This is a genomic window from Streptomyces europaeiscabiei, assembly GCF_036346855.1.
GTDB classification, from domain to species: domain Bacteria; phylum Actinomycetota; class Actinomycetes; order Streptomycetales; family Streptomycetaceae; genus Streptomyces; species Streptomyces europaeiscabiei.
Genome location: NZ_CP107841.1, coordinates 4,905,663 through 4,924,075, shown reverse-complemented (window position 1 = coordinate 4,924,075; position 18,413 = coordinate 4,905,663). Strand labels below are relative to the sequence as shown.

Here is an 18,413-nt window from a genome sequence, read left to right as displayed (position 1 = left end):
TCAGGCCACCGTCGACTCGGAGGAGCCGTATCCGTCGGCCTCGTACAGTTGCTGTTCGACGAACGCGGCCGCCCGTTCCTCGGCCTCCAGTTCGGCGGCGTGGAAGGCGTCGTCCTCGTCCAGGAGGTGGTCGACGGACGATTCGGTCATCGCGCGGTCGGTGAAGACCAGGGGGCGTTCGGTCTCGGTGATCAGGTGTTTGACCACCTGTACGTTGCCGTTGACGTCCCAGACGGCGATGCCGGGGGTGAGGGTGGGGATGATCTCCACCGCCCAGCGGGGCAGGCCCAGTACGCGGCCTGTCGCTCTCGCCTCGTCCGCCTTCTGGGCGTAGATCGTCCGGGTCGACGCCATCTTGAGGATGGCCGAGGCCTCCTTCGCCGCCGCGCCGTCGACCACGTCGGACAGGTGGTGGACGACCGCGACGAAGGACAGACCGAGCCGTCGGCCGAACTTCAGCAGGCGCTGGAAGAGCTGGGCGACGAAGGGGCTGTTGATGATGTGCCAGGCCTCCTCGACCAGGAAGATGCGCTTCTTCCGGTCGGGGCGGATCCAGGTGTGCTCCAGCCAGACGCCGACGATCGCCATGAGGATGGGCATGGCGATGGAGTTGCGGTCGATGTGGGACAGGTCGAAGACGATCAGGGGCGCGTCGAGGTCGATGCCGACGGTGGTGGGGCCGTCGAACATGCCGCGGAGGTCGCCGTCGACCAGGCGGTCCAGGACCAGCGCCACGTCCAGGCCCCAGGCCCGTACGTCGTCTATGGCGACGTTCATCGCCTCCGCGGACTCCGGCTCGGGGTGGCGGAGTTGCTCGACGATGTCGGTGAGGACCGGCTGACGTTCGACGATCGTCTCGTTGACGTAGGCGTGGGCGACCTTGAGGGCGAAGCCGGAGCGCTCGTCCAGGCCGTGGCCCATCGCGACCTCGATGATCGTCCGGAGCAGTGCGAGCTGGCCGGTCGTGGTGATCGAGGGGTCGAGGGGGTTGAGGCGGATGCCCATGTCCAGGGCGGCCGTCGGGTCGAGGCGGATGGGGGTTATTCCCAGCTCCTCCGCGATGAGGTTCCATTCGCCGACGCCGTCCTCTCCCTGGGCGTCGAGGACGACGACCTGGCGGTCGCGGAACCGCAACTGCCGTAGGACGTACGTCTTCTCCAGGGCCGACTTGCCGTTGCCGGACTCGCCGAGGACGAGCCAGTGCGGGGCGGGGAGCTGCTGGCCGTAGAGCTGGAAGGGGTCGTAGATGTAGCCCTTCCCGGAGTAGACCTCGCGGCCGATGATCACGCCGGAGTCGCCGAGGCCGGGGGCGGCGGTCGGGAGGTAGACGGCCTGGGCCTGGCCCGTGGAGGTGCGCACGGGGAGGCGGGTCGTCTCGACCTTGCCGAAGAGGAAGGACGTGAAGGCGTCCGTGAGGGCGGACATGGGGTCCCTCATCAGCGACGTACCTCCTGTCCTGACTTCCGTCCCGACTTCTTTCCCTGCTTCTGTCCCGACTGCGGCCGTGAGCTCTGCTGGTCCGGATGATCCCGCATCGCGGTGGCCCTACCTTCGGATTCCGGTGGCGAACGGGAGCGTGTTGACGAAGGACCGGTGGTGCTCGCGGTCGCACCACTCCAGCTTCAGATACGACTTGCCGGCCGAGGCCCTTATCGTCCGCTTGTCGCGCGCCAGGGCCTCCGGGGAGCGGGAGGAGACGGTGATGTAGCCGACCAGGTTGACGCCGGCCGCGCCGCTCGCGAGGTCCTCGCCGCGCTGGTCGAGGCGGGAGTGGGAGGCCACGTCACGGGGGTCGACGGTGCGGTTCATCTTGGCGGCGCGGGAGGCCTCCGCCTCGTCGTTCGTCTTCTCGGTCAGCATGCGTTCGATGGCGACCTCGGTGGGTTCGAGGTCCATCGTGACGGCGACGGTGCGGATGACGTCCGGGGTGTGGACCAGGAGCGGCGCCAGGAAGTTGACGCCGACCGGGGTCATCGGCCACTCCTTCACCCAGGCCGTGGCGTGGCACCAGGGGGCGCGGGTGGAGGACTCGCGGGTCTTGGCCTGGAGGTAGTCCGGCTCCATCGCGTCCAGTTCGGCCGGCCAGGCGTTGCGCTTGGTCATGGCCTGGATGTGGTCGATGGGGTGGTCCGGGTCGTACATGGAGTGGATGAGGGAGGCGAGGCGGCCCTGGCCCAGCGGCTGCCGTACGCGGATGTCGGCCTCCTGGAGGCGCGAGCAGATGTCCGTCAGTTCGCGGGCCATGACGACAGCGAGGCCGGCGTCCTTGTCGAGCTTGCGGCCCTGCGGGCGGGCGGCGCGAGCCATGGCGTGGCCCTCGGCGGCCAGTTCGCGGGAGTAGTGCATGCAGGCGACGAGGTACGCGCGGTGCTGCTCGCTGCTGGTGGAGACCATGGACTGCAGCTGGTCGTACGACTGCTGCAGCCAGCCCGGCGCCCGCTCGTCGCCGCGCTGGGCGACGTCCTTGGCGTGGGCGTCGGGGTCGGCCGGGAGCGTGCGGGCGAGCATCTGCAGGCGGGTGACGAAGCCGTCGCCGTTGGCCACGTGCTTGAGGAGGGTGCCGAAGCGGTCGACGAGGGCTTCCTGGTCCTCGGAGTCGCGCAGGCCGACGCCGGGGCCCTCGATCTCGATGGCCGCGGTGACGGTCCGGCGGTCGGCGTGCAGGAGGACGGCGATCTCGTCGGGGCCGAAGGGCGCGGCCAGCCAGGTGATACGGCCGATGCCCGGCGGGGGGCCCACCTCGACCTCACGGCCGTCGAGGTGCGTGCCGGCCTCCATGTTGGCGGAGCGGTACGTCGTGCCGCGGCGCAGGCTGCGCTTGTAACTGCGGTTGATCTCGAACCACTTGTAGAACGTCCGGCGCTTGTACGGCACGTACACCGCGGCCAGCGCCAGCATCGGGAAGCCGGTCAGCAGGGCGATGCGCGGGACGAGCGTCGGGACGAGGAGGCCGCACATCATGCCGAGGAACGCGCCCGTGATGATCAGCGCGATCTCGCCGGACTCGCGGTTCCGGCCGATGATCGCGTTCGGCCGGGCGCGGCCGATCAGATATGTACGGCGGGGCGTGACCGGATGGGACAGGTGGGACTCGGTCGTCAACGCCCTTCACCTCCCGTGCGGTTGCTGTTGCGGGTGCTGCCGGCGTGGGGGGTGTTGACCGGGCTCGAACGGGGTGGGGGTGCGGCGGAGGGGACGGTTCCGCCGCCTCCGCTCGCGTTGCGGGAGCTGTGGGCCGCCACGCCGCCGGATACGGGGTTGGCCGGGCGGGGGGTGTTGTTTCCGCCTCCGCCGCCGTTGTTGTCGGCCCGGGAGCTGTGGGTCTTGATGCCCTGGGCGACGAGGCTGGCCGGGGAGCTGATCACGGCCGCGGCCTTGCCTTCGGCGCCGCGCATGATGCGGTTGTTGCGGGAGCCCGCGATCTCGTCACCGAAGCCCGGGACGAAGCGGTAGATCATCGCCGAGGCGAAGATGGCGAGGAGGATGATGGCGAGGCCGGAGACGACCGCGGAGAACGCGTTCGGGCCGTCGTCCGCGGAGAGCGCTCCGGCGAGACCCAGGACGATCACGATCACCGGTTTGATGAGGATGACCGCGATCATGATGCCCGCCCAGCGGCGGACGTGGCCCCACAGGTTCTTGTCGACCAGGCCGGCGTAGACGACCGTGCCGAGCAGCGCGCCGACGTAGAGCAGCGCGGCGCGGATCACCAGCTCCAGCCAGAGGACGCCGGCGGCGAGGATCGACACGAGGGAGACGACGATCAGCATGATCGGGCCGCCGCCGATGTCCTCGCCCTTCTTCAGTGCGCCGGAGAAGGTGCCGAAGAAGGTGTCCGTCTGGTCGCCGGTGGCCTTGGCGAGCACGTCGGTGACGCCGTCGGTCGCCGATACGACGGTGTAGAGGATCAGGGGGGTGAAGGCGGAGGCGAGGACCGTCAGCCAGAGGAAGCCGACCGCTTCCGACAGGGCCGTGGTGAGGGGGACGCCACGCACCGCCCGCTTCGCGACCGCCAGCAGCCACAGGACCAGGGTGAGGATCGTCGATGCCGCGAAGACCACGGCGTACTGCTGCAGGAACTTCGGGTTCGTGAAGTCGACGTTCGCCGTGTCGTTGACCGCGGTGGAGAGCTTGTCGATGGTCCAGGAGGCGGCGTCGGCGCAGCCTTGGGCGAGGGAGGAGAGGGGGTCGAGGGTGGTGGTTACGTCGTTGGGGAGGGTGCGGGTGTTGCCTTTTTCGCCGGCTCCTCGTTCGCAGTAGTCCTTGGCTGGGCCGACGATGAGGTCGCAGCGGTCGTCGGAGGGCGAGGGTGAGGGTGAAGGGGTGGGCGCGGCGGCTGCCCGGGTGGCCAGCAGAACAGCCAAGGTCTGAACGGCTGTGAGAACTGTGGCGACCTTGAGTACGTGGTGCGACCTACCGGGCATAAGTGAACCCTCCGTACTCCTCGACGGCCTGCGAGATCTCGTCAGCCGTCGAGACCTTGTTGTCACCGTTGACTGGCGCGGGGCCTTCCTTCTGCCCGAAGCTGTCGACCTTCCAGTCCCCGCCGGCCCAGCGCAGCTTCAGAGTCATGGTGAACCAGTCGCTGGTGACCGGGCTGGCGGTGTCCTCCGACGCCATGCCGAAGACGCCGGTACACCAGACCTCGACGGTCGCGGTGCTGTCCGAGTAGCTCGTGGATTTGGTGCCGACCGGCATGGTTCGTGAGACGTAGGTGCTGCCGGACGGGGCATTGCCGTTCTCGTCCAAGCCGACGTCAGCCAAGAAGTTCGCGTCGTAAGCCTTGTTGAGGCTGTCTTCCAGATCGACGACCTTCTCGGTCACGAAGACCTGCTGGACGATCGCGCTTCGCCGGGCGGGCTTGAGGATGTCGGCTGAGACCAGCACCACGGAGTAGTTGGCTGCCGCCGATTCGGCGCCTTGCTGGTCGTGGGCGAAACCGGAGGGGATGCCACCGGTCTTCGTGGTGACCGGCCGCTCCCCCGAAGCCGCCGTAGGCGCGGTTTCCGCCTTGTCGCCGCCGGGGTTCCCGTCGGTGTCGGAGTCGCCGCCGCCTCGGTTCGCGAAGGCGATCGCGGCGATGAGGAGGACGACGACGCCGACGATGGTGACGAGGCTTCTGGAGGAGGAGCGGGGGCGGCGGGGGACGCCGCCGTAGGGGTCGCCGCCGCCTTCGGGGAGGCGGGTTCGGGTCTGGCCGGTGCCGGCGTATCCCCCGTACGCCCCGCCGTCACCGGAGCGCGAGGACTCGCCGTACCCCTGCTCGTCGCCGAGACTCATGCCGCAGTCGCCCCTTCAACTTCGACGTCGTACCGAAAGGCGTAGCAGTACGACGGTAGCCGCGCTGGTTCCCGCGCGGGCGCGGTGTGGAGACTCGACATCAGGGAAACGCAACCTCAGCCGGTGGGCACGACGGACGTGTGGGGTGGATGGGGGAACCGGGCGAAGCCGGCGGCCCGGCCGGGACGGGCCCGGCCGCCGCGCTACACGGCCATGCCGTACACGATGGTGAAGACCGTGCCCAGTGAACCGATGATGAAGACGCCGGTGAGTCCGGCGATGATGAGGCCCTTGCCCTGTTCGGCGCTGAAGGTGTCGCGGAGGGCGGTCGCGCCGATGCGCTGTTTGGCCGCGCCCCAGATCGCGATGCCGAGGCAGAGGAGGATGGCGACCGCCATCACGACCTCGATCATCACGCGTGCCTCGTTGCCCAGGCTGCCGAAAGGCCCCCAGTCCGGGGCGATTCCGCCGATGATGGTGGTGATGTCGCCCTTGTCGGCCGCAACGAACATGTAAGTCACCGCCCCTAGTGGGTAGTTCTGTTGTCTTCTGTCTTCGCTGGCTGTGCGGCGCGTGCGCCTGGGCGTCCGCGTCGCACGCCTCCGCGCGGGTGCGCAGAGGTCGGGCCCATTCTCGCCGACAATGACGCTGTCGTATGTCGACTTGGCGTCATTGATTGGCGGTTTTCGTACGGATCCCTTGCCGCCGACCCGCACGAGACCCTAACGGGGGGCGCGGAACGGTAAACGAAGGGTCGTATCGTCACTCTGTGTATCACGGCAGGTCACGCCGGGCAACGAGGATGAATCGGAACCTGTGGTGTGGTTCCGTCGTTATTCCCTCTTCGTGACCTCTGAGGGCAGGTCCGGTCCCGCTTCTGACGGGGCGTCGGGCCTGCTCTGTCGATGTTCTGGCGATCCGGTGTTCTCCAGGTTCGAGTGTGCCTGATGTGGACGTAAGGGTCGTGTGTGGGGGCCGGATGCCCATGAGGGGCGAGCTTTGGCCAGAACTGCATGGGATCGCGATCGCAATTTTGGTACAAATGATCGACTGGGTGCCCCTGTCTGTCCATGCGTCAGGCGTGGTGGCTGGGCGCCGAGTTGACGGAACGAATCTGCGAGGGCGTCCACGGGGGTAGGTGTGAGCGAGGAGAGGCCCGTTGTCTCGGGTGAGATACCGGAGTTCACCTGATTCTGGCGAGGAGGCCCCGGCGTTCACGCCGGGCAGGAATCGCCTCCCGTGACCGCGACGCGGAGCGTCGCCGCTTCGATTCCCTGTGGGCGCGGAGCGCCCGTACCGCTGCCGATGGAGTCGGGCTATGCGAACAGTCGTTCCTCATGTCGCCGAAATCGGTGATGCTCGCAGAAGTGTCGCCTGTGCGTGTGGTGGTCGTACTACGCGGTCCGATGTCATGAAGCTGGTGGTGCAGGTGAAGCTGCTACCGACGCCCGAGCAGGCGTCGGTACTTGAGGCGACCCTGCGCGTCTGCAACCGCGCGGCCGACCATGTGTCCCGTACCGCCTTCGAGCAGGGCCTGTACGGGCGCAACGAACTGCAGAAGCTGGTGTATACGGACATCAAGGCGACCTTTGGTCTGTCCGCCCAGCCCGCCGTCCGCGCGATCAAGAAGACCGTCGACGCCTACGCCACCCTGCAGGCGAACCTGACGGCCGGAAACCTCGGCAAGCCCGGCTCGAAACGCTGGCTCAAGGCCACCGGCACCCCGGTCGCCTTCCGGCCCGAGGCGGCCCAGCCGTTCGACGACCGGTGTCTGTCGTGGCAGCACGACGCGCGCACGGTGTCGATCTGGACGGTTCAGGGGCGGCTGAAGAACCTGCGCTACACCGGCCATGTCGACCAGCTCAAGACACTGGTGCAGTACCGGCGCGGCGAGAGCGATCTCATCTGCCGGGGCGGCAGGTGGTATCTGATAGCCACCTGCGAGGTGCCCGATCCCGAGGTGTACGAGCCGGTGGACTTCGTCGGCGTAGACCGCGGCATCATCAACCTCGCCACCACCTCCGACGGCACCAACTACCAGGGCCGGCGCCTGTCGCGCTACCGGCGCTGGCAGGCCCGCAAACGCACCGAACTGCAAAAGAAGCAGACCCGCTCGGCCACCCGTCGCCTTGCACGACGGACGCAGAAGGAGCAGCGTCATGCCACTCACGTAAACCACAAGATTTCCAAGGAGATCGTGTCTGTCGCGCAACGCACCGGTCGCGGGATCGCTGTCGAGGAACTCGGCGGGATCCGCGAGCGGGTACGGCTTCGCCGCGACCAGCGAGCCACCCTCTCCTCCTGGCCCTTCCATCAGCTGGGCGAGCACCTGAGGTACAAGGCCCGTCAAGCCGGGGTCCCGTTTATGGAGGTGGATCCGCGCCATACATCGCAGCGCTGCCCGCGCTGCGGCCACACCGAGAAGGCCAACCGGTCGACCCGGGAACATTTTTGCTGTCGTCGGTGTGGCCTCGCTGGGCCCGCCGACCACGTCGCCGGGGTCAACGTGCGCAACCGCGCCCGCTCGGCGTGGGTGCTTGTCACCGCACCCGCACCCTCCTCCTGAGCTCACTTGGGGAGAGGGTGGATGCGACCCGTGACCGTCCTGTCGTAGGGGACAGTCGGGAGCGCGACAAAGCGTGAACGACCGACGCACAAGCTCGGCCGTTCACGGCCGAGAAGGTGACGGGGAATCTGGAGCAGCTGGAGACGGACGCCGGGGAGATCGCGTTCGACGGGATGGCGGTCGGTGCCGCGGGCCTGCTGATCGACGCCAACTTCAACTTGCTGGCACCGTTCTACAAGGCCCCCGCGGCCGACCAGCTCTTCGCGACGACGGCGCCGGTCGCGGCGGCCGGCCACGACCTGTGGACCGAACTGGGCACGGTCTCCAAGGCGCTGCTCGACTGCGCGGCCGAGGTCCGGCCTGTGGCCGACCGGCTCAACTCGCTCCGCGCGGAGGCCGCGGCGTTCGAACGGCGCGTCGCGGACGACGACGAGTGGGTCGCGGACGGCGACCTCATCGACGAGAACACGGCCCGCCGCAACGCGGTGAACGCCGCTGGTCCGCCTTCCAGGCCGCCGAACTGGCCTGTCACAACAAGATAGTCGCGCTGGTCGGCGGCGAGCCGCTCGTCGTCAACGACGGCTCGAACAAAGACAACATGTACGGCTACCGTGCCGAGGACCTCGACAACGCCGGTGGTCTGCCGCGGAAGCTGGCAGCCGATCTGGCAGAGGCCCTGGACGACGGCAAGCTGGACTACGTCGTGGTCAAGGGAGAGAAGAATGCCGGTCAGTACGCTGGCTACCGTGTGAGGGAGTTCGACATCGCCATGAGGAGCAATCCGTGACCGTGACCATCGCCAGGCATGGTGCGCCCGGGGCGGAGGGCGAGGCCTTCGCTCAAGGGCTGGCAGAAGATGTGGCCCGGGGTGTCGGGAGGCTTGAGCGTTCGGTCGGGATGATCGACTTCACGTTCGGTACGGCGCTTCTTCATCTTCAGGCTCGCTGCGTGATCGATCCGCAGGCCGCGGAACTGGAGACGTGGGAGGCGACTGTCTCCGCGATGCAGCTCGGGTCGGCGATGTTCGCCGTGACCGCGGCGACGGATGGCGTGGTCGAATGCCGGATCGACCGCGAGGTACGGCACATCCCGGCTGCCGGTCCGCAGGCGTACGCCGATGCGGGCAACTGGCTGACGGCGTTCTGGCTGGCCGTCGTCTGCCGCGAGCAGAAGCGGATGACGGAGCTCTGTGAGATTCCGCTCGACCGCCTGCGCTCGCCCGATGGAGAGTATGACGAGTACGTCTATCGCTGGGTCGACACTCTGCAGACGTACTGGCTGCGGCGTCCGGGCCTGGTGGAGAAGCTGATCGCCACGCTCGAAGCCTCACACCCCGACGCGATCTCGGTGGCTCCCAGGGACATGGTGCAGCACGTGCTCTATCCGCCGATCAACCTCTTCCACCGTTTCGTGCGGCAGGACGAGGAGGGCTTCAACGAGGCCCTGGTGGAGGCCGTCGAACTGCACAAGACGTACTGGACGGCCGATGAGGACCGTGCCGATCGCACCGAAGGGTTTCTGGCTCTCGGCCCCCTTGCGTTGGCCTGCCTCGCCCATGACGGCGGTATTCCAGTGGGGGTCGAGTCGGAGTACTTGCCCAAGTACCTCCTCGAACGTGGCTGGTTGGGCGAGTTCCCCACCTGAGACAGTGTCAGTGGGGCTGCTCCGTTAGGGGAATGAGTCCTTCGCTGGGTGCGTATCTGCTGGATGTGGCTGCTGCCCGGGCGTTGGTCGGGTCTCGGGACGCGCAGTTGCTGGAGGTCATACGCGGCAGGTTCGTGGAGTCCGGTGGCGTGCGTATGACGCCGATTGCCGGGCCGCAGGTCGACGACGTCTTCGAGGTGTTCCAGGCGTTCTGTATGCGCGCCGTGGTCGGAGGCGGGCAGAAGTGCTCGGCGGACTTGAGGGGGCGGGTAAGTGCAGCTGGGGGCTGAGGAGACTCCGGAACTCTGGGCGTTTCTGGGCGGGCTCCGGCTCGGTGAGGTCCTTTCCGGGACGGTCGCGTCGATCGAGAGCTTCGGGGTGTTCGTGGCGTTGGACGACGGGCCCGGGCATCCGGTCTTTCCCGGCGTCGGGTTCATCACCGTTCCCGAGCTTTCCTGGCGGCGTATCAAGGCCGTTTCGGATGTCGTTCGGGTCGGGCAGCGGGTGTCCTGCGAGTTTCTGCAGTTCGACACCTGGAACGGGGAGGCCCGGCTGTCGTTGCGGGCGATGCGGCCGGATCCCTTCCAGGAGTTCGCCGACCGGGTCGAGGAGGGGCGGAGCCTGCGGGGCCGGGTCACGAAGCTGATTCCGTTCGGCGTCTTCGTCGAGGTGGCCGACGGGATCGAGGGGCTCGTCCATCTGAGCGAGCTCACGGTGGAGCCCGTCGAGACGCCGGACGGGGTCGTCGAGGTGGGTGACGAGATCACGGTCGTGGTCACGGAGGTCGACCGGGAGCGGCGGAGGCTGGCGCTCTCCCGCGTACGGGCCCTGCGTGCGCCGGAGGCGTCGGGCTGACGCGGGGACGGTCGCCGCTTCCGGACTGTCGTCCTTCGCGGGGCGGTCGCCTTCCCGGAACTGTCGTCCTTCGCGGGGCGGTCGCCCTCCCGGAACTGTCGTCCCTGCCCCGGCGTTCTCCTCGGGCGGCTCCCGGACTGTCGTCTTCCTTCGGGCGTCCGCCCTCCGGTCACCTCCCCCGTACTCGGATGCGCGACTCGGCCCAAGCGCCGGCGAACAGCTCGTGCGGCGGTACCGGCGGCAGCAGGCGGGTGAACGGGCCGTGCAGGCGGGTCGCCGTGGTGGACGGTGCGCGGTGGGCGGCCAGTTTGGCGGCTTCCAGTGGGAGATGGGGCGCCTTGAGGTCGGTCCACGGGCCCGGGACGAACACCGTGCGCCCTGCTCGGGGGCGCTTGTCCGTCTCCACTGCGCCCACGGCCGACAGCTCTGTCTGTGCGGTTCTGTGCCGGGCGGGCGTCCAGCCGTTCCAGCGGCGGACGTTCTGGTCGGTGGGGCGGGCGAGGGCGAGGAGCTGAAGGTACAGCGTGGCGGCGTCGGTGCCGACGCCCAGGGACTCGGCGGCCTCGGCGACGAGGTCGGGGGTGCTCAGGGCCGGGTTCAGCTCGTGGCCGCCCGGCGGGACCGGGGTCGTGGACACCCGCTCCGTCATCCGGAGGAGCCCTCCGACGCGCAGCTCCTGTAGCGCTCGGACCTCGCCCAGGAGCCAGGACAGGGCCAGTTCGTCGCACAGGTGTTCCGCCCGCTCCAGCCGGTCCGGATCGGCGAGGGCGGACGACCGCAGGAAGACGTCGCCGTGGGGGACGGCGACCACGAAGAGGCCGTCGTCGTACGCCGTGGACGTCTCGGTCACGTTCTCCCGCAGGGGATGTGGGCAGGGCAGCACCGCCCCCTCGTAGGGCGCGAAGCCCGGGGTGTCGGCCGCTGCCGCGGCGAGCGCCCGGTGCCGACCCAGGGGGACGAGGGTGCCGGGAGCGTCCAGCAGCGTCCGCAGCCGGCCGTACAGCGCCACGGCGCCGACGGCGGCGGGGTCGCCGACCGGGCGCTCGGTGAGGGCCCAGGCCACGACGGACAGCAACTGCTGGTCCGGGAGGGCGGAGGGGGACACCCAGTCGCCCGCCGTTCCGTCGGGGCACGCCTGGTGGAGAGTGAGCCCGCCGCTGACGCTGCCGACCAGGACGAATCCGTGCGGGCCGGGATCGGTTCCGGCGGGGGGTGCCTCGTCGGTGGTGAGGGCACGGGCCCAAGGGCCGGCGAGCCCCAGGTCGGCCTCCAGCGCGTCGGCCAGGCCGTCGTCCACGTACGCCGTGGCGCCGAGCAGGGCGACCCACACCTCCGCCATGCGCTCCGCGGCCGCAACCGTCCCGCCGTCCGTCCACAGCTCGGCCGGGTCCTCCGGCACGCCCGCCGCGAGCACCGCACGCCGTCCCGCCGGACCGAGCCGGTGCCAGAAGTCGTGGTACTCGTCGGCGACGGGCTTGGTCGCCTTGTACGGCTTCGAGCGCAGCATCTTCCAGTCGTCGTCGTACCGCTGCCGTCGGGGCAGGCCGGCCAGGACCAGGGTCGCGATCGTGCCGCGCACCCCCGTGCGCCGGGAGAAGACCTCGACGGCCCGCGCGGCGAGGGGCAGCGGGCCCCGTCGCGCCATCAGATCCAGCAGTTCGGGCAGGCGCGCGGTGTCGTCCTGCTCGACGGTGAACGTCTCGTCGTCCTCCCCCTCGATCGCATCGGTCTCGGGCGCCGTACGGACCGGGGCCGGATCATCGGCCCGCTGGACGAACCGGGCCGTGCCGCCGCGTTCGCCGACCGAGGCGATGACCTGCCCGGCGGCGCGGGACGCGGCCAGTGCCGCCACCGGTGCGCGGCCGGTACGCCACCGCCCTCCCCGCTCGGCGAACGGCTGGGCGCTCCAGGTGCGGAGCAGCGCCGCGAGGGCCGTCCGTTCCTCGTCGGAGGTGGTGTCCACCACGGCACGCCAGGCCGCCGCGTCGATACCGCCGAGCAGTGCGGCCCACTCCAGCGGCTCCGCGGGCAGCGCCAGCCGCCGGGTCTCGTCGTCGATCTCGCCGCGCAGATACCGGCCGTCCGCCGCGACCGCGGTGATGGTGGCGGGCCGGGGGCCGGGCACGTGGGCCTCGTACGCGCGGAGTTCGGGCAGCAGGCCGTACAGGGCGGGGGACAGCGCGGTGTCGGGGATCTCGGCCGGGAGTGTCACCACCGGGCCCGACCGCATGATGGCCACGCGCCGGGACAGGTCCTCACGCCGCCGGAGCACCTCGGCGGCGAGCAGCGCGACCCGCACCACCCCGTCCGCGATCCGCGCTTCGGTCACCTCGGGCAGCAGCCGGCCCAGTTCGGCGTGTACGGCCCGTGGCGTCGCGTCGCGGGCCGCGTCGAGCAGCGCGCGTACGACCTCGGCGGTGACCGTGCGCAGTGCCTTGGACGCGGACTCGTCGCGCGGGGTGAGGAAGTGCCAGTACGCGGGCGGGGGCAGCGGGCCGACGCTGTGGGCGGAGGTCTTGCGGCCCCGGTGCCGGTCGGTGGCCGGGAAGCCGTGGGACTCCCACAGGAGAGAGCCGTCGGTGACGGCGTGGACCCGTACGTGGCTCGGCTCCACCAGCACCGCGTCCTCGCCGCCCGCGGGCAGCCGGAGGATGCCCCACGGGTGACGTCCGGGCCGGGTGCTGACGAACCGTCCCTCACGGCCGTCGACGGAACGCAGCAGAAAATCGGTGGGGGAGGGGCCCGCGTAAGGCGTGCGGTACAGGACGTGGCAGCCGGTCAGTCGTCCGTCCTGGCCCAGTGGCGACGGCGGGGCGTCCTCGGGCAGGGCAGCCAGGGTGAGTGAGTCCATGAACACCGCCCGACCCGGCGGCACTTCGGCGTCGCGGTGGAATTCGGGCAGCGCGCGGTCCCCGGTCCGCGCGCCGGTCGTCGGGTCGACGCGCTCCCAGTTGTCGTGGTAGACGTCGGCGCTCCAGAACCGCTCGCCGTCGCTCATCTGCAGTTCGCGGCTGCCGATGCCGGACCGGTCGCCCGGCCGCAGCACCCGGTCCCCGTCGTGCCGGCCGGCCTCGGTGCCGCCGTCCAGGCTCGCGAACTGGAAGCCGAAGCCGCCGTCGATGATCCCGTCGTACGGACGCAGCCCGATCCGCTGCTCCGGCTCGAACACCTCCTCGGGCCGGTCGGTCCAGAAGCCGTGCTCCCCGAAACGCGCGAGGGTGTCACGGCCCAGGGCGGTCCGGTACACCAGGAACCGGCCGCCCGCGAAGTGCACGCTGTGGCTCGTCGTGCCGTCGGGGAGAGCGAAGGCGCAGGAGCCGCGCCGGCCCGCGTGGTCCACGGCCACGGCACGGTCGTCGCCGTAGACGGTCAGCACCGGCCAGGTGCAGGTGACGCCGCGGACACCGCCCCGTACGTCGTCGGGCCCGGCGGCATCGCCGAACTCGGCCAGGACCGCCTCCAGCGCCGGCCAGCCCAGCTCCTCCGGCAGCCCGGCGGTGAGGGCGCGGGTCAGCGGGCCGGTCAGGTCCAGTGCGGCCAGGACTTCCTCGATGCCGTCCAGGGCCGTCGCCGTCGGGCGGTCGAGGAGCGCGGCCAGCTCGTCCACCGCCTCGTCGGCCGCCGCGATCCCACCGCCCCGCAACTCGCCGATCAACTTCTCGATCCTGGTGTGCACCTCGGCGGCGATACCCGCGTTCTCCGGCAGCCGGGTGATCGCCGAGCCGCCGCCGCGCAGACCGGCGTGGACCGTGCCTTCCAGCCGGGGCCTGAAGACCGGGTCGGCCGCGAGGGCGGTGAGGTCCCGCCGTGACTTGCCGCCCCAGAACTTCAACCCGATCGAGTCGCCCGGATCCTCGACAGCGACCCCCTCCGCGAGACAGGCGTCCAGCAGATCCGCGTCCAGCTCCGGCCACTGATAGCGGTCCTCGTGCAGCCGCACGGGAGCCTCGGCCGCGCGCAGCCGGGGCGCGAACAGGGTCACCAGTTCGAACAGTTCCGTCGGTAGCTGCTGCGACCTCACACCCCCGCCCGCCACGCGCGCGTGCCGGTACATCCGCGTGTACCGCCCCAGCCACCCGGCGACCCCGCCCTCCGGCGCCACCCGCCCGGCCACCACGGCCTCCGCCGCGCCCGAGCGCAGCAGCAGCCGCAGCCAGGCCGCCGCGTCGCCCCGCGCATCCGGGAACACGTCCACCAGCGCGGCGTTCACGTCGTCGCCCTGCGGGAACTCCGCCAGCAGCCCCGCGACCGCGTCCAGCAGGGCGTCCGGTACGGCCTTCCCCCGGGCCCCGCCCACCGCCGCCGCCAGCACCCGCGCGTCCTCGTCCCGGCCCAGCCCCGCAGCCTCAGCGGACGCCCGCACCCGCCCGGCCAGCGTCGCCGGCAACTCACCCGGCGACGCCGCCCACGCCGTCAGCACCCGCGTGTACTCCGCGTGCGCCTCCGCCGCGCTCAGCTCGCCGGCCAGCCGGCGCTGGTGATCCGTCAACTCCTTGACCGGCAGCGCCCCGAGCCCCGCGAACAGCCGTACGTTCGCCCGGTACCACTCCCCGTCCACCGGCAGTGCGTGCTCCCGCTCCGCCTTCCGCGCCAGCGCGAACGCCTTCCCCGCGTAGCGGACGCTCCAGCCGCTCAGGCGGTGCCCCACCATGTCCCAGAACCACGGCAGATGCGCCGCCGGCAGCCGTGTCGCCTGCCGCTCCATGTCCGTCAGGAAACGGCCCGGCTTCTCGTACGCCACCCGGATCTGCGCGCGCACCGCCTCCAGCGCGTCGAGCGCGATCGGCTCGCCGGCCGGGTCGTGGGCTCTGACCCAGTCGACGTACACCATCGACGTGTGCGGCTGTGTCGGAAGCGGGACGTTGACCTTCATACCGAGATCCTGGCACGCCCCACCGACAACGCCCCCGGGCCTACTTCTTCGTCGGCTCGAACCCTTCCACACCCTCCACGAAGTGGTCGAACTCCCCCGCCTGTACGCCCAGTACGAACGCGTCCCACTTCCGGCGGTTCGTCGTCACGACGTTGTCCGGGTCGCTGGTCTCGCGGATGTAGACGAGGGCTTCGGGGTCGTCCTCGCCCTGCCCCTCCCCGAAGGCCAGCTCGATCCAGGGGCCGGGGCCCGTCGCGTCCTCGGGGGCGGCGCGGATCCAGTCGAGGTCCGGGGGGATGTCAGACACGGGTGGGTTCCTTGTCGAGTTTGAGTGCGTGGAGGAGGGCTCGGAAGGAGGAGGGGGTGGTGGTGAGGGTGGCTCGGGTGGGGTCGGCGGATTCGGTCATGTGGATGGTGGCGGGGCCGGTGGATATGTGGACGCAGGAGGCGCCCTCGGAGCAGTACGAGGACTTCTGCCAGCGTGGGGTCATGGGTGTTCCCTTCACAGCTCTCGCATCACGTTGTGGATGAGGTCTCGGGTCTTCTCGGGAGCGAGTGTGACGGCTTCGATCCGGTCGAACAGCGTGCGGTACTTGTGCAACTGCGCCTCGGCGTCGAGGAACGCCAGGCCGTGGGACTGGTCGAGATAGACGGTGTCCAGCTGTGGCACGTGGGCGAAGGCGTAGTGGATCGACTGCCCGGACCCCGGGTAGGCGCCGGCGTCGAAGGTGATCGCGCGCAGGGTGATGTGGGGTCGGTCGCTCATGTCGAGCAGGTGTTGCAACTGCTGTCGGGCAACCGTGGAACCGCCGACCCGCATGCGCAAGGCGGCCTCGTGGATGACCGCCTCGTACGGAGTCGGGTCATCCTCACGGAAGAGAATCGCCTGCCGCTTGATGCGGAACGAGAGCCGGTGCTCGATGTCGGGCGGTGAGAGTTCGGTGACCGCTTTGCGGAAGATCTCAAGGGCGTACTCGCGGGTCTGGAGCAGGCCAGGGATGCGGGCTGTGATGGCGTCGCGCAACGACTTGGCGTGGTGCTCCAGTTCGGCCAGGTCGACCAGCGGCGTCGGGAGCAGCTCGCGGTAGGTCTCCCACCAGCCTCGCTTCCGGTCCGACGTCATGGCCGCCATCGCCTCGACCAGGGCCTTGTCAGAGCAGTCGTAGTGGCAGGCGATCGTGCGCAGGCGCTCGGGGCTCACTCCCACGCGGCCGGCCTCCATGTTGCTGACCTGCGTCTGTTTGATGCCCAGGAGTTGACCGGCTTCCGTGGCGCTCAGGCTCGCTCGCTCCCGGAGTTTGCGCAGCTCTGCGCCGAAGCGGAGTTGTCTGCCCGTCGGGTTGGTCCTCACGGGGCTGTCGACCTCCTTGCCGCCGCTGGTCACCCACACGGGTGGCAGTGAACGAAATTGCCGAGAATCGGTGAATGTATTAACTCTGTCTCGCTACTTTAGGGCTCAGGAGCCGTATCCAACCAACTCCCCTCAGTAACCGGAGACTTCCATGGCCACCGTATCCCCGTCCTGGAACTACACCCTGAGCCTCCCGCGTGATCCCCGGTCCCCCGGCGTCGGGCGTGCCACCCTCCGGGCCGTGCTCGCCGCGCACGGCCTCTCCGAACTTGCCCCCACCGCCGAACTGTTGGCCGCCGAGCTGCTCACCAACGCTCATCGGCACACCGCGCAGGAGTACGCCCTGCGGGTGCTGGAGATCGGCGGGAGGCTGCGCGTGGGGGTGTGGGACCGGGACTGGCGGGTGCCGGTGGGATTCAAGGAGGACGCCGGACCCGTCGACCTCGACGCGGAGCGCGGGCGTGGGCTCCAGCTCGTACGTGCCTGTGCCGAGGACCGGGGCGTGTCCGTGTTGCGGGACCTCGGTGTCTCACAGGGTGGGAAGCTGCTGTGGGTCGACTGCGGGGCCGCCGAGTGATCATTCCGCCGGGGCGGGGTCCGCTCTACACTTGCTGACGGCGGACTGGCGCGCGGTGAGGGGCGGTTGACGGTGCGTAAGGCGTGGATCGTGGTGATCGCTGCCGGCAGCGCCGGGCTGAGCTTCGTGCTGCTGCTGGTCGTGGGTGTCTACATGGTCGCCGGGAACCTCGCCAACGGGATCGGCGGGAAGTCGGTCGGGCTGGCCAAGGGGGCCGTGCCCGCCGCTTATCAGACCCTCGTGCAGAAATGGGGCAATCTGTGCGACGCCATCAATCCGGCGTTGCTCGCCGCACAGCTGTATCAGGAGAGCGGGTTCAACCCGAAGGCGCAGAGCCCTGCCGCCGCGCAGGGGATCGCGCAATTCATTCCTGGGACTTGGGCCACGCACGGGGTCGACGGGGACAAGGACGGGGATCGTGACGTCTGGGACCCGAATGACGCGATTCCATCGGCGGCATCGTACGACTGTCACCTCGCGTCGTACGTGAAGGATGTACCCGGTGATCCGACGGCGAACATGCTCGCTTCCTACAACGCGGGCGCGTACGCCGTCATCAAGTACGGGGGCGTCCCGCCGTACAAGGAGACCCAGAACTACGTCAAGACGATCACCACGTTGTCGGAGAGTTTCGCCGCGCCGACGAGCCGGGTCGATCCGAGCGAGCAGGCGGCCGGGGCCATCGCGTACGCGCAGAAGAAGCTCGGCACGCTGTATCTGTGGGGCGGCACCGGCACCGCTGAGCAGGGCGGACGCTTCGACTGCTCGGGGCTGACGCAGGCGGCGTACGAGAGTGTGGGGATCACGCTGCCGCGGGTCGCGAACGATCAGTACAATGCCGGGCCGCATCCTTCGCGGGACGAGCTGCTGCCCGGGGATCTGGTGTTCTTCTCGGACGACCTCACCAACTCCCGCGCCATTCGGCACGTCGGGATTTATGTGGGGGGCGGATACATGATCGACGCTCCGCGGACGGGGGCCGTCATCCGGTTCGACCCGGTTGATACCCCCGACTACTTCGGTGCCACACGGGTCACCGAGGATGGCGCGAAAGCATTGCCCAAGACGGTCTGACAGCGCCGTAATTCTCTGTGAGACCCTGCCCTGAGCTGCGGAGACGTGTCTCTCTTCGATAACGTCTGGGTGATCATTCAGTGGAGAGTGGAACGCATTGAAGGGGAGTGTGCGTTCCTATTTGACGTAGCACGTTGACGCTCATGCGGAAGCACTACGCACACCACGGGGGTGGCAAAGCGCGGCGCACGTA

General features: G+C 69.7%; 17 protein-coding genes. 8 read left to right on the top strand and 9 right to left on the bottom strand.

What is annotated here, in order from left to right; all coding sequences use genetic code 11:
• The 5 genes from OG858_RS21500 to OG858_RS21480 all read right to left on the bottom strand — a co-directional run bounded on the left by OG858_RS21500 (position 1) and on the right by OG858_RS21480 (position 5,792).
• Entirely contained in the window at positions 1–1,437 is a 1,437-nt protein-coding gene (locus OG858_RS21500; protein WP_086750824.1) for an ATP-binding protein, read from the bottom strand.
• Between the two features lie 108 nt (positions 1,438–1,545).
• Positions 1,546–3,102 (bottom strand): SCO6880 family protein, encoded by a 1,557-nt coding sequence (locus OG858_RS21495; protein WP_037688202.1) that lies wholly within the window; start codon positions 3,100–3,102, stop codon positions 1,546–1,548.
• Entirely contained in the window at positions 3,099–4,424 is a 1,326-nt protein-coding gene (locus tag OG858_RS21490; protein WP_328544622.1) for a hypothetical protein, read from the bottom strand. The genes OG858_RS21495 and OG858_RS21490 overlap by 4 nt, the downstream gene beginning before the upstream one ends.
• Entirely contained in the window at positions 4,414–5,280 is an 867-nt protein-coding gene (locus tag OG858_RS21485; protein WP_328544623.1) for a hypothetical protein, read from the bottom strand. Before OG858_RS21485 ends, OG858_RS21490 begins: the two co-directional genes overlap by 11 nt.
• 203 nt (positions 5,281–5,483) lie before the next feature.
• Positions 5,484–5,792 (bottom strand): hypothetical protein, encoded by a 309-nt coding sequence (locus OG858_RS21480; protein WP_037688205.1) that lies wholly within the window; start codon positions 5,790–5,792, stop codon positions 5,484–5,486.
• Positions 5,793–6,691: 899 nt separating this feature from the next.
• On the opposite strand from OG858_RS21480, the gene OG858_RS21475 reads away from it, so the two are divergent.
• The 6 genes from OG858_RS21475 (at position 6,692) to OG858_RS21450 (ending at position 10,345) form a co-directional block, all read left to right on the top strand.
• Positions 6,692–7,846 carry an RNA-guided endonuclease InsQ/TnpB family protein gene (locus OG858_RS21475; protein ID WP_179201149.1) on the top strand — a complete coding sequence of 385 codons (1,155 nt, stop codon included), beginning with the start codon at positions 6,692–6,694 and terminating at the stop codon, positions 7,844–7,846.
• Positions 7,847–7,962: 116 nt separating this feature from the next.
• The gene (locus tag OG858_RS21470) at positions 7,963–8,388 is read left to right on the top strand and encodes a hypothetical protein (RefSeq protein WP_319319397.1); all 426 of its coding nucleotides are present in this window, start codon (positions 7,963–7,965) and stop codon (positions 8,386–8,388) included.
• Between the two features lie 56 nt (positions 8,389–8,444).
• Positions 8,445–8,633 (top strand): hypothetical protein, encoded by a 189-nt coding sequence (locus tag OG858_RS21465; protein ID WP_319319395.1) that lies wholly within the window; start codon positions 8,445–8,447, stop codon positions 8,631–8,633.
• The gene (locus OG858_RS21460) at positions 8,630–9,490 is read left to right on the top strand and encodes an immunity 49 family protein (protein ID WP_086749753.1); all 861 of its coding nucleotides are present in this window, start codon (positions 8,630–8,632) and stop codon (positions 9,488–9,490) included. The genes OG858_RS21465 and OG858_RS21460 overlap by 4 nt, the downstream gene beginning before the upstream one ends.
• 32 nt (positions 9,491–9,522) lie before the next feature.
• Positions 9,523–9,780 carry a hypothetical protein gene (locus OG858_RS21455; RefSeq protein ID WP_319319393.1) on the top strand — a complete coding sequence of 86 codons (258 nt, stop codon included), beginning with the start codon at positions 9,523–9,525 and terminating at the stop codon, positions 9,778–9,780.
• A complete protein-coding gene (locus OG858_RS21450) occupies positions 9,764–10,345 on the top strand; it encodes a S1 RNA-binding domain-containing protein (protein WP_319319391.1) in 582 nt (193 codons plus the stop codon). Before OG858_RS21455 ends, OG858_RS21450 begins: the two co-directional genes overlap by 17 nt.
• Before the next feature lie 169 nt (positions 10,346–10,514).
• On the opposite strand, the gene OG858_RS21445 is transcribed toward OG858_RS21450, so the two are convergent.
• The 4 genes from OG858_RS21445 to OG858_RS21430 are packed head-to-tail and all read right to left on the bottom strand — an operon-like array spanning position 10,515 to position 16,569.
• Positions 10,515–15,218 carry a hypothetical protein gene (locus OG858_RS21445; protein WP_328544624.1) on the bottom strand — a complete coding sequence of 1,568 codons (4,704 nt, stop codon included), beginning with the start codon at positions 15,216–15,218 and terminating at the stop codon, positions 10,515–10,517.
• A 40-nt stretch (positions 15,219–15,258) separates the two neighbouring features.
• A complete protein-coding gene (locus OG858_RS21440) occupies positions 15,259–15,525 on the bottom strand; it encodes a DUF397 domain-containing protein (protein WP_328544625.1) in 267 nt (88 codons plus the stop codon).
• Positions 15,518–15,709: a DUF397 domain-containing protein gene (locus tag OG858_RS21435; RefSeq protein WP_319067727.1), complete on the bottom strand. Its 192-nt coding sequence runs from the start codon at positions 15,707–15,709 to the stop codon at positions 15,518–15,520. Before OG858_RS21435 ends, OG858_RS21440 begins: the two co-directional genes overlap by 8 nt.
• 11 nt (positions 15,710–15,720) lie before the next feature.
• The gene (locus tag OG858_RS21430; protein ID WP_319067830.1) at positions 15,721–16,569 is read right to left on the bottom strand and encodes a helix-turn-helix domain-containing protein; all 849 of its coding nucleotides are present in this window, start codon (positions 16,567–16,569) and stop codon (positions 15,721–15,723) included.
• A gap of 151 nt (positions 16,570–16,720) precedes the next feature.
• On the opposite strand from OG858_RS21430, the gene OG858_RS21425 reads away from it, so the two are divergent.
• On the top strand, positions 16,721–17,146 hold the full coding sequence (locus OG858_RS21425; RefSeq protein ID WP_179200766.1) for an ATP-binding protein: 426 nt from the start codon (positions 16,721–16,723) through the stop codon (positions 17,144–17,146).
• A gap of 66 nt (positions 17,147–17,212) precedes the next feature.
• Entirely contained in the window at positions 17,213–18,220 is a 1,008-nt protein-coding gene (locus OG858_RS21420) for a C40 family peptidase (protein ID WP_179200767.1), read from the top strand.
• The last annotated feature ends 193 nt before the right edge of the window (positions 18,221–18,413 follow it).